13 protein-coding genes are annotated in these 11,154 nt (G+C 40.7%); all 13 read right to left on the bottom strand.

Annotated features, from left to right (window positions below):
* Positions 1 to 391 precede the first annotated feature (391 nt).
* Positions 392 to 1,456 (bottom strand): serine hydrolase domain-containing protein, encoded by a 1,065-nt coding sequence (locus AC1DSE_RS21190; protein ID WP_477528147.1) that lies wholly within the window; start codon positions 1,454 to 1,456, stop codon positions 392 to 394.
* A 219-nt stretch (positions 1,457 to 1,675) separates the two neighbouring features.
* Positions 1,676 to 2,269: a hypothetical protein gene (locus tag AC1DSE_RS21185; RefSeq protein WP_339209204.1), complete on the bottom strand. Its 594-nt coding sequence runs from the start codon at positions 2,267 to 2,269 to the stop codon at positions 1,676 to 1,678.
* A 139-nt stretch (positions 2,270 to 2,408) separates the two neighbouring features.
* Positions 2,409 to 2,552 (bottom strand): hypothetical protein, encoded by a 144-nt coding sequence (locus AC1DSE_RS21180; RefSeq protein WP_477509322.1) that lies wholly within the window; start codon positions 2,550 to 2,552, stop codon positions 2,409 to 2,411.
* Between the two features lie 78 nt (positions 2,553 to 2,630).
* Positions 2,631 to 3,134 carry a DinB family protein gene (locus AC1DSE_RS21175; RefSeq protein WP_477528146.1) on the bottom strand — a complete coding sequence of 168 codons (504 nt, stop codon included), beginning with the start codon at positions 3,132 to 3,134 and terminating at the stop codon, positions 2,631 to 2,633.
* A gap of 297 nt (positions 3,135 to 3,431) precedes the next feature.
* Complete coding sequence (locus AC1DSE_RS21170) at positions 3,432 to 4,433, bottom strand: anti sigma factor C-terminal domain-containing protein (protein ID WP_477513013.1); 1,002 nt, start codon at positions 4,431 to 4,433, stop codon at positions 3,432 to 3,434.
* A complete protein-coding gene (locus AC1DSE_RS21165) occupies positions 4,423 to 4,917 on the bottom strand; it encodes an RNA polymerase sigma factor (RefSeq protein ID WP_477513014.1) in 495 nt (164 codons plus the stop codon). Before AC1DSE_RS21165 ends, AC1DSE_RS21170 begins: the two co-directional genes overlap by 11 nt.
* A 301-nt stretch (positions 4,918 to 5,218) precedes the next feature.
* Complete coding sequence (locus AC1DSE_RS21160; RefSeq protein ID WP_477513015.1) at positions 5,219 to 5,521, bottom strand: hypothetical protein; 303 nt, start codon at positions 5,519 to 5,521, stop codon at positions 5,219 to 5,221.
* A 168-nt stretch (positions 5,522 to 5,689) separates the two neighbouring features.
* On the bottom strand, positions 5,690 to 6,148 hold the full coding sequence (locus AC1DSE_RS21155; RefSeq protein ID WP_477528145.1) for a hypothetical protein: 459 nt from the start codon (positions 6,146 to 6,148) through the stop codon (positions 5,690 to 5,692).
* 152 nt (positions 6,149 to 6,300) lie between these two features.
* Entirely contained in the window at positions 6,301 to 6,597 is a 297-nt protein-coding gene (locus AC1DSE_RS21150) for a hypothetical protein (protein WP_477511706.1), read from the bottom strand.
* A 90-nt stretch (positions 6,598 to 6,687) separates the two neighbouring features.
* Positions 6,688 to 7,125 carry a hypothetical protein gene (locus tag AC1DSE_RS21145; RefSeq protein ID WP_477511705.1) on the bottom strand — a complete coding sequence of 146 codons (438 nt, stop codon included), beginning with the start codon at positions 7,123 to 7,125 and terminating at the stop codon, positions 6,688 to 6,690.
* A 345-nt stretch (positions 7,126 to 7,470) separates the two neighbouring features.
* Positions 7,471 to 7,836 (bottom strand): hypothetical protein, encoded by a 366-nt coding sequence (locus AC1DSE_RS21140; protein WP_477511704.1) that lies wholly within the window; start codon positions 7,834 to 7,836, stop codon positions 7,471 to 7,473.
* A 510-nt stretch (positions 7,837 to 8,346) separates the two neighbouring features.
* Complete coding sequence (locus tag AC1DSE_RS21135) at positions 8,347 to 9,843, bottom strand: glycoside hydrolase family 32 protein (RefSeq protein WP_477511703.1); 1,497 nt, start codon at positions 9,841 to 9,843, stop codon at positions 8,347 to 8,349.
* A 215-nt stretch (positions 9,844 to 10,058) separates the two neighbouring features.
* Positions 10,059 to 11,072 (bottom strand): S66 family peptidase, encoded by a 1,014-nt coding sequence (locus tag AC1DSE_RS21130; RefSeq protein ID WP_477511708.1) that lies wholly within the window; start codon positions 11,070 to 11,072, stop codon positions 10,059 to 10,061.
* Between the last annotated feature and the right edge of the window lie 82 nt (positions 11,073 to 11,154).

Genomic DNA, 11,154 nt, shown 5'->3' with positions numbered 1-11,154 from the left:
CTAGAAAAGAGCTGCGCAATGAAAGAGGTGTGGGAAAATGCTGTAAAGGTTTAGCTTATTTTGATATCAAAGAGCGTGGTCATCCTGACTAATTTGATACTAATATCAAAAAAATGATACTTTTTACCATTCGAACTCATACCTATAGTAGTTGGATTGCACCTATGAAAGAAAGGGGATTTTTATGTTAAAAAGGGGTGGAATTCTCTTTTTTTGATTTATATGGTCACTATTGTGATAGATTCGCGCATAATAAACGATTTCGTGTAAAACAATAGGGGTTAAAAAATAAGTTTTAGACTAACCCCATAACAAAAGCAGCGGCGAACCAAGACCAGATAAATAAAGTCTTAGACTGCCGCGGCTATTTCAACTAACGTTCTCCGTTAGTTCATGACTTTTCACTACTTAGGATGGCTTCAAATATTTTTAACCCTGTAACGTCTATCATAGTTCCTTGAGAAGGCTCTTTTTTAGTAATCCATTTTATTAATTGAGCAACATAATAATCCATAAGAGAATTTGAGAAACAAGAATAATTGGATAGCAATACAATTCCTACACGGAGTTCCTTGTTGAAAGCTAGATAACTGTTAAAACCAGCTGAACCCCCGTTATGCCAGAGGATACCTTTATCTAGAAGTTTATCCTCACCCCAGCCAAAATAACGGTTTGAATTTCCGATCCACATAGGGATATGACTTTTTTGCAGTGTAGAGGCTATCGGATTATCATCATTTAGATTGGCTTGGACAAATAAACTTAAATCGTTAACCGATGACTTAATCCCCCCAGCTCCTTCATGTATAGAGAGATCCCAGTGAGGGACTCTCTTCCCAGTTGAAGCATGTCCATTCAAAAACCTTCTATTCTGTTCTGAATCAAGTGTAACGGCTGTCTCATTCATCTTTAATGGGCCCGTTATGTATTTTTTCAACAGTTCATCATACTTGCTTCCTGACACCTTGCATAGAATATTCCCCAGTAAGCCCACACCGATATTGGAATATCCAAATGAACCAATACTATCCGTGTAGTCAGCATCAGATAGAAAAGCAGTTAAATCTTGCTCGGTATACATTGAATAAGGATTCGATCTTTTTTTAGCCAGATTGTGGTTTGTTGCCAATCTAGGTAAACCAGAGGTATGAGTAGCAAGGCTTTTCAAGGTAATCTTATTCAAATAATCGTTTTTAACGTTTGGCACAAACTTACCAACCATGTCATCCGAGGAAAGCAGTTTTTCCCGTTCCATTTCTAATAAGAGAATGGATGTGAAAACTTTGGTTATGGAGCCGATTTCAAACAACATATGCTCAGGAGGAATCGTACTTCTCTTTTGATTATTACTGAACGAAAAGTATTCAATACCGCCCTCTCTAATAATCCCGATCGCAAGATGCAAATGTTTCTTATCTTTCGTGTAATCTGAAACAAAATTATGTAAATCCTTCATAGTAACAGCTACTCCTTTTAGTTTTATGATGCTTACAAAAATCCTCGGTTGTTGAAATCACGTTAATCAACCTATTTTTGATGCTGAATTATGTACTCGTTTCCAATTCTTTATATTCCTGCTCGTTATTTCAATTAGAAACGGCAGCTGAGCATTAGACCAGCTAACGTAGTGTATTGAACAATCATTTCCCGTTAGCTTAATTATGTGATGTACAGGTTATCGTAAAGACTTCCCATAAGGTTTCAAATATTCACGCATCAGCTTATTGGATAAGGCTAGGGCCTCTTCTCGTGTTGTTGCGGGGGCAGATAGCATCTTTCCATTCTCAGTGTTCCAAACGGTCTGAAGATTTCCATCTTCGGATTCAGACTGTTGATTGGGCGTTGTTATAAGGAATGTTACTTGACTAAAGTCTTTGTTCGCGAATATAGAATGTGACTGGTAAATTTCAGCTCCTACAGTTGTTCCCCGTTCGTCATAAAGAAAATAAGGATAGGCTATTGAGCCCCAGCCGTCTCTAGAAAAATGAATTTCTATATTGCGCTGATCCTGAGGCACTGGAATTTGTTCACCTACAATTCGTACTACACCCTTAAATATTCGCTCTCTTTTCAAGCTCGTATGCACCTTGCCCTGAATTATAACAGTCGCAGGCTCTATCCCAGATTTTACATCTTCGTAACCTAACTGATACTTAACACCAATCAGCTTTACATCAATTGTGCTGGGGTGCTTCACATACATGACCCAGATTGCGCCAATGACGATAATAATCAAGCTGATTGATACAATCCATCTTTTCGTCTGCAACTAGCTTCATCCCTTTTATGGAACTCATTTACTTTCCTACCTAATTCATATGATTAATATAGTCTTAAGTTGCGCTAAACTGCCCGTTAGCTTAATAAAAAGAGCAGCCCACCGTAGCGCCTGCTCATCAAGTGTGTTATTAACTATCGTTTCCCGTTAGCTTAATAATAAATGGAGCAGATGCCCCGGCAAACTGCTCCATTTTCCGTTCAACTATCGTTCCCCGTTTGTTCAATAGTATCAACAGTTTCAGTCCGATGGTATCCTCTTGTCTATGATTCAAGCTACCACTTTCAATCCTATGATAAAATACTTATAAATCCCACTATAGCCAAACGGCCAAAGCGGATATAATCTTACTCTAAATTACTGGAGGTAGCGCTCCGTACTCGGCCCACTGCTCTTTTGTCGGGCCGTAAAGATCCGGCACACGAAGGCCTGCCTGACGCATCAGGACTGTCATCTGACCACGATGATGAATCTCATGCTTTAYGAGAATATCCAGCATTAAGCCGTTTGGCCATTGATCACCATACATATCGCTCATGATAAGCAGATTCTCATCTTTCCAACTGGACTGTATAGCATCAAGGAGCGCTTGTGAGGTCCTCTTATAGACTGACGCGATGTCTGCTGCCGAAGCTGGCACCGGCATATCTTCGCCCGGTCCTTCGAAAGACAGTCCCGTCCGAGATGGCATTTCGTGCAACGTCTGTACMAGGTGCCATGCAACACGTCCAAGCGTTCTATGATCGCTTGTTATCTGTTGGCCAAGAGACTCGTCGGTCAGCATCTCCAGTGTCCGCATTGTTGCTTCCGTTTCATTCTGCCAAGTTGCGGCAAAATCTTTAATTTGTTTATACATATCCAACATCTCCTTTTTGTAATGGAATCAAGTTTATTGTACCGAACACTAGTTCGCAAGTAAATATTTACATTTACTTAAACTACCCCCGTTAACCAAACGAAGCTGCCGAAAATCATTCCGCTAATCCCGAAATGTAATTAACTACGTATGGTTAATACTTTTGATCATTTTGTTTACGCTAGCCTGCCCGTTAGCTTAACAAAGAAATGAAGCAGCTGCCATGTAGCAAACTGCTCCTTATTTGTTCACCTATAGTTACCCGTTAGTTCAAAAGTCTCCTGCAAGTATTGATGTTTAGTATTTATCAACAATTGCTCCCAATACGGCTGCTTTCACATATCTCTGCCCCTTTAGTGCTTTTAAATGTTCCACTGTTCCCGTTACGACAACGCCGAGTATACGGACATCACTTTGAGCCGGTTTCTCTTTTTCTTGCCTCAAATAATCAAAGATGCGTTTGTATTCGCTATAGTATTTCCCCTTGACGTTTATACCGTTCTGTACAGCTGATAGGAAATCTTTTTCGGTTACATCCTCGTAATCGGGGTGAACTCCGAATCCATACACTCTTCGTGCCGGGTCGGGCGACGGATTATCAATAGTACCGTCAGGCATTTTCTTAGCTAGGTATGGCTTTTTATTTGAATAGGTGTCCACCCAATACCACACGGGATGTATACTTGGCGGCAACATCTCATTGATCTGCTCCACGGTATAGTTTGTATTAAATGAGATTCCGAGCTCGACCAATTTACTGCTATCCATGTCATCAAGCTGCGAGGTTTCATTCAGAACCTTCGGGTAAGAGACATCAGGAAGGTAAAACAACATCTCTCTTTCACCATTGTAAGGATTGTAAGGTCTTAGATAGTCAAACTTTTCATTGCTCATGGAGAAGTCAGGAAGCGATAGAGAAGAATAGTCTCCAAGAGACCTGGAAAAGTTACCCACTGCATTGAACTCATAGGTTTCTTTATTCCAAACAACGGGAATACCCTCTACTAGCTTATATGTCTGAAATTCTAGAGCCCCCTCAAGAAAACCGAAGTTTTGTCGGTAGCCTGCTCCGTACTGATTCGGACCACTAATTTCTTTGAACATCGAAATATCACGCAGAGCATGGTCCGCTTTTTTATATAGCAGATGCAGGTTTACAAGATACCCACAAGCCAGAACGAGTAGGGAAATACCCAGAGATACCCCCACGATCCGCCACATCGATCTTCGCTTAGCTTTTTTTATCAGTTTTGATAATCCTCCATCTTCATCTGGGTTAAATTCTCTATCATTCATCATGCAGGCCTCCATATTTTTTTTGAAATTGTTTTCTAGCTCGATACAAATATGTTTTTACCATTTCCATGCGTATACCTAGCAAACCGGATATTTCTTGATAGCTCAAATCCAATTCATATTTCATGATCAGTAACTGCTTATAGATGGGGGTTAGATCTTCCAATATGCGTTCGATCTCTTCCCGTCTTTCCTTTTGGAGGAAAAGTTCTTCCGGGGCTTCATTTCCTTCAGCTGCGACATCCTCAATCGGAATTTCCATCCGTTTTTTCTTTCGGCACAGATCGTAATAATGATTTAGGGCAACTTTGAACATCCATGCCGAAAATTTGTCCTCATGAATGGAATCTATGTATAACAGCCCTTTGTAAATGGTTTCCTGAACGATATCCTCAGCGACGTCTCGGTCGGCTCCTAGACGGATCAAATATCGCTGGATTTGTTTCATTTTCAGATTTAAAAGTCGATACATCAGCTCATTGTCCACCTTGAACCTCCCTTCATGCTATATAACGAATGAGCTTCCTTTATGTATACACTTGCCCCTCAAAAATGTTGGGACTTCATATTTGTTAAACAATACTGCCCTTTTTAAGCATAGCGAAGGGCCGCCATGGGGCAGCCCTTCAGCATTTCTATTGTGTTTCGTTAGCTTACTTAAACAGATTCGCTTTCTCAATTCAGGTGAACGCCAAAAAAGTTCCGCATGAAAAATACCTGTTACATCAATAAATAAATAAATAAATGAGGGATTTCCGAATTGCAATCTACTGTCGTTTCCCTTTAGCTTAACGACGTTCTATATTCATTTCGTCTAACAATAATCTCGCTGAATATAAGATATTTGGCTTGTATGCATCTAGTTCTTTTATGCGTTCCTTTAACGCTTCTTGATTCCACAAATGATATTGCGCAGGTAAGGGTATATGAGCCAAATTGTGATAATGCTCTCCAAAATCTATTCCAATAAAGGTATGGCCTTGATGCCATAACCCATCCAGTTCAAGGCATCCAAATATAATATTTATCTTCCCATTAAGCATGTCATTGAGGATCTGAACTACTCTTTTTTTTACTAGATCATCGCTCACTTCCACGCCCCCAATATTATTCCCAGTCATATACGAAGGCCTTCGCAATGAGGGGCATTATTATTGAACTATCGTTTCCCGTTAGCGTAACGAACAAGCATGTCATCCTGGTTAAGCACATCCTCTGAATAAGATAATGACCGTACCGAATAGTGCTTTTGAATACACTTATATCCACGTTTGAAACGATTTATTAACTATCTTTACATTGTTTATTTTTGCCCAGCTCTTTAAATCCGAGATGCCTCTATCTTCATCCTTTGAATACCTAAATGCCATATCCAATGGGACGATCTTCCTGCTGTAAGGTAATATCCCAATAACAGGTTTAAAGTACCCCATGGTCATTATCACTTTAATATCCCTTGAATTAATTATATTCCCATTTAATATGATTTGCTCATTGGATAGGCATAACACGGTTGGTTTCTTAAAAAATGTTCTGTACAATGCGAGTAACAGTACAACTAAACATAGAAGAATCACCGTTAACGAAGCGTAGAATATACCTCTCTGATCCCATATTTTCAATACAAGAATAGATTGACTCGATATAATAGCAATCATGCCTATAATGGCTCCAATCCTTGATGGACTCTTAACTGGATGCTTTATTTCCCTCAACATTGCCCCCCTGTTCAAATCCCTTATCTTAGAATACCACTTAATGGAACTATTCTGCCCGTTACTTCAACGAACAAAGGCAACCGATCGTGTGGCCGGTTGCCGTCATGTCATGGTGCTATCGTTCTTACTATAACTTAACTTCATATTGCAAACTATAGAACTTTAACAGTAGCAATCTCTCTGCCAGCCCATAATTTAAACTCGTATCCGCTAACAAGTAAATGCCAAGGTGCTTCATCCACTAAAAATCGTACATCCGCATATGTATCATATGTGCCTTCAATATAACCTGTAATTCTTACAGGCACGGTCCATGCTTCACCGGTTAATCTTTTCCCCTCAATGCTTCCGTAATGCACGATTAAATCCGGCAACCTGATGTTACATGGATATTTGCTTGGGTCTTTGTCCCATTGAACAAGGGCATTGACTGAACGATTGGTTCCCATATATACCTCCCTTGCAGAAAAGTTGAACTATTGTCTCCCGTTAGCTTAACAAGAATCCGGTCGAGTTTGTGTTTAATGAATGAGTCACAACTAGACAAATTTACTGTCGTAATCACCAAGCAATGCCTCAAGTGGCTTTGAGGTATTTGCAGCCTTATCAATTGCTACTATTTCGGGAATTTCCTTTTTCCCTTTAAACTCATCGCTACCTAGAATACGTCGAGAGATAGTTTTCATGTTCTGTGCGTGATAAAGTTTGTATTCCTCCATGTCCGTTTCACTTAGTTTAAAAAGTTCCCTCAGCTCATTATCTTGTGCATTTGTGTCTGCTATAAGCTCGCTATGCAATTTTAATTTATAATATCCACTTAATTTCTCGCTTTCTTTTAACTCTTTAAGACGGGCTTTAAATTTAATACTATTTTCATCCTCAAAATGTCCAATCTCGTGCATTAATACAAATGTTGCAACCTTACTTGGAGAAATAGTCTCTGAGTCGCTATAGTATTCCCCCCATAGTTTAAACACGCCTTTAGTAAAGATGATAACCTGACCGTTCCCATTCTGAAAAGGTATGTATTCGCCAGCTGCATCATTTTCAGTTCGTTCATCAATGTTTATTTTTAAAAGTTGTACTTTTTCTTTGCTTCCTCAATTGATTTTCTAAATTCATCCAAGTCCAAAAGAAATAGTTTATATTCTGTCATTTCGTCTAACACCCTCCTGTGACAATTAAATGTCGGCAATACGTTATAAATTAGTGAAATATTATGGAAACATCCTGCCCGTTTGCTCAACGAGGCTGACGTTCAATATCGGCAGGTTCGTCCTGTTGTTTGTTACGCTATAGTTTCCCGTTAGCGTAATCAACATCTATTCGGTAAAAAGAACTTTATACTCTTTAGGAATAATAGTTATGCTCTGGATAGCTTGTTCCTCATCTGGGGTTAAATTAACAAGTAACATCTCACCATTATCTAGTGTGATGACAGTATAGCTTTTGAAATTTGCGCCTGCTGAATCGATCTCCTTAAGTTTCTCAAATAATTCCTTCGTAGCAGTTGACCACTTTCCTTCACTGAATAAAGTCTGAAACTTATTGAAGTTATCCAAACTTAAGGATTGTTTCAAAGAGATAGCCGTAGCATTGGGTAAAGCTTGGGATGTAGAGCAGGAGACAAGCAGAGCAATCATCAAACTAAAAATAAAAACTTGAAATATCTTCTTAATTCTATCCACCTAACCTTCTTATATTATTAACTGTTAGTATAGGGACGTTATGAATATATTTAATGTTGCGGATAACTGCCAGTTAGCGTAATGAAGCACCCCAAGTCTAAAGCTTTATTTTCTCAGTCTAATACTTTATTTTCTGTGGACAATTAACGCTAAAGCATGATTTTTAAGGTGTCTTTAGCTGCTTTTCTCGAAATAACGATTCTAGAGTTCGTTACAATGTTAATCCATTCTGATTGGTTTAGATAAGAGTTTCTAGGTTCGTAAGCCGTGTATTGGATAAGGGGAGCTCATCGTTTTGCCTAAATTCCATCAAAATAAAGTAGGGCTGTCCCAGGCGTAGATAAATCTACGCTTGGAACAGCCCTTTGGAAGATTGCAGACAAAATCACGAACCAATTGCCCGCAACTTATCTACCAAATCATTTAAGCGAGTTGTAAAATCCATCAACAACTCGTCACGCGCAACAACATACAATCCTCAGACAATTACGGTATCAACATTATCAACATTCATGACCAAATCGAGCGCAGCTGCCAAGCATTTACGGTCTGAAGAAGCGCGTCTCCGCCGCGAGCAAAGAAGCTGATACCTGTATCTTCAGGTCTCGGATAAACCCGATTGGTCATGGCGACTCTGCCCTCACCTGCAAACAATTCAATAGAGGAGCGATCTAGAAACAGTCTTAGCTGCAAACTCCCGTCTGTAGACAACTGAAGCGGCGCCTCGCTAACTCCACCATCGCCTTCACCGCCAAGATTGCGATCCATATAAATCTTTTGTTCGCTTATGGAATAGCTAATTTCTGTATAGGCAGTCCCATCCTCGGAGCTGCGTACACGAATACCTACTGTTGTTGCTTCCGTTCCAGCCAGATCAAATACAATATCCATTTCAAGAGAGTCTCCACGGACGCCGTCTATTTTGACAAATTCGTTGCTTGATAGAGCTAGATCAGACACCGAAACCTGTTGTCCACGCAGCACGGAAAGCTCCGGCACTGGATTGCTTCGTACCGTACCATCAGGTGCTAACGTCAATTCGCGCGGCAGCGTCATTCCGCCAAGCCAGCCATGCGCTTGCTCTGGCATCGTCGCTCCCCAAATGTTCATCCATGCGATCATAATTCTTCTGCCTTGGTCATCAAGCAGCGTTTGCGGCGCATAAAAGTCAAAGCCATAATCGATTTGTCCCATCTGCTGCTTCTCAAAGCGGCAGCTTGCGTAATCGAACGTCCCTGACAAATACAGGTTTTTGATAGGTGCAATATTCATCGGGGAGATGAGCAGCGTATGCTGATTGCCTTGTCCAAGCGGGAATAGATCTGGACATTCCCACATATCACCAATCGTACCATCACTCTGCGTCGCAGCACCTTGATATTCCCAGCTCAGCAGATCGCTCGACGTATAAATTAACCCTTTGCCAAGTCCGTCTTTGCCGTAACCAACGACCATATGCCATTTATCTTCATGCTTCCACACCTTCGGATCACGGAATCCGAACCGCTGCGCGTCAGGTGAATCACCGATCACCGGATTAGCAGCATACTTGTGGAACGTCACACCGTCGGTGCTTGTTGCTAAAGCTTGAACCTCTTCCGGTGTTTTGCCATCAACATGTCCCGTATAAATTAACGTTAAAACGCCGTTGTTATCTACTGCGCTTCCTGACCAACAGCCCTGTCCGCCAAACTCCGCTTTGTCATAATCCTCGGAGGGTGCTATCGCAACAGGCAGATTCTCCCAGTGAACTAAATCCTTGCTTCTAGCATGTCCCCAGTGCATCGGACCTTGCTTCGATTGATAGGGATCATGCTGATAAAACAGATGATAATGTCCTTCAAAATAAATCATGCCATTCGGGTCATTCATCCAGCCTGCTGGCGGCATCATATGATAATGAAGCCGATATGTTGTATCAATCTTTTTTACATTTTCTTGAAGCGCTTTATTCGCATTTGCAATATAATGTTGATGAAGGTCTTGTTTGCTTGTCGTATTTTCCAACCTGATCACCCATCCTTGCTTGTGAATTTTCATCATGCCAATCGATTATGTGTAAACGCTTACTTTTTTAAACCAATCCGTCCTCCCGATCGCAAATAGCTCCAGGTCATTGCTTTCGAAAGACGGACTCCCCACTACTGTAAGTACTACTGTTACGTTCTCTTAATTCTAGGATCAGCACTATATTTCAAATAGTATTCTTTTGACCTTTGCCACTATTTAAAATACTGCTTGACTATACCTTTACCCTCATCAACTTCCACTTCGGCATAAGCACCGTTTATGAGCGTGATTTGTGGAGGGACATGCCCGCAATCCACATCATAAATGATCGGAATTTGAAGCTCTTCTGCGAACTCTTGATACACATCTTCAACGGTATAACCATCTACGGATTGATTTGCTGGACTCCGTCCGAACAAAATGCATGGGCTTTGCTCAAACCAGCCTGCCAGCTTCATTTGAACCAGTGATCTTCGTAAATCTACGGTCGATAACTCACAGTTTTCGAGGTACCACAAAATAGGCTCACCATCAATAAACTGCTCTCGAAAAGCGGATACATCACCATAAGGTGTGCCGACTAAATGTCTGATCACATCAATACAGCCTCCAAGTATACGCCCCTCGGTCTTCACTTGTTGGTTGGAGGTCGATTTCCAGTATGTAGGCTCGTTCAAATGAAATACATAAGGGGTTGGATTATCGTGCTGCCATTCTTTTTGATAGTTGTTAGACGAGTATTGAATGATAACTTCTCCCGCCTTAGTTGATAAAACCGGTTGCCACATGGCTGTCGTCTCATCCGAATATTCGCCTCTTAGATCAAATAAATTAGCACCATGTGCAGTCGCTATGCCTGTCTTTAACGTAGTAGCAAACAGCAGCACGCTTATATCTGAATAGCCCATTATCCATTTATCATTTAAGCGGTTGAAATCAATATATTCAAGCATCTCAATCAACAGCTCACCTCCCCATGGAGGAATGACGATATCAATGTGATCGCTGCTCATCATTTCATTAAACTCGTCCGCACGTTTTTTGGCAGGCGATGATTTGGCTTTATTTTGCGTCCAAACTGTCTCCCCGCAAATGATTGAATATCCTTTCGTCTCCATACGACTGCAAGCCAGCTTAAACGAATCATGCATAGAAGCAGAAACCCCATGCGATGGTGCCGTTACGCCTATCGTTGCTCCTTCTTCAAACCTCGGATATTTGATCATCATTATCCCCCAGCATAAATGTCTTTTAACATAGAAAAAGCGTCATTCTCTACTGTCATTAGCTCTTTAACGATGGTTATAC

Source organism: Paenibacillus sp. 01L418, assembly GCF_056400045.1.
Note: the sequence above shows the minus strand (reverse complement) of the source record. Positions and strands in the feature narration are given on the sequence as shown.

What these genes read in the sequence shown, in the direction of transcription:
- AC1DSE_RS21190 (WP_477528147.1), bottom strand. Translation starts at nt 1,456, where the DNA reads ATGAAGGATTTACATAATTTTGTTTCAGATTACACGAAAGATAAGAAA.
- AC1DSE_RS21170 (WP_477513013.1), bottom strand. Translation starts at nt 4,433, where the DNA reads ATGATGAATGATAGAGAATTTAACCCAGATGAAGATGGAGGATTATCA.
- AC1DSE_RS21155 (WP_477528145.1), bottom strand. Translation starts at nt 6,148, where the DNA reads ATGTTGAGGGAAATAAAGCATCCAGTTAAGAGTCCATCAAGGATTGGA.
- AC1DSE_RS21150 (WP_477511706.1), bottom strand. Translation starts at nt 6,597, where the DNA reads ATGGGAACCAATCGTTCAGTCAATGCCCTTGTTCAATGGGACAAAGAC.
- AC1DSE_RS21130 (WP_477511708.1), bottom strand. Translation starts at nt 11,072, where the DNA reads ATGATCAAATATCCGAGGTTTGAAGAAGGAGCAACGATAGGCGTAACG.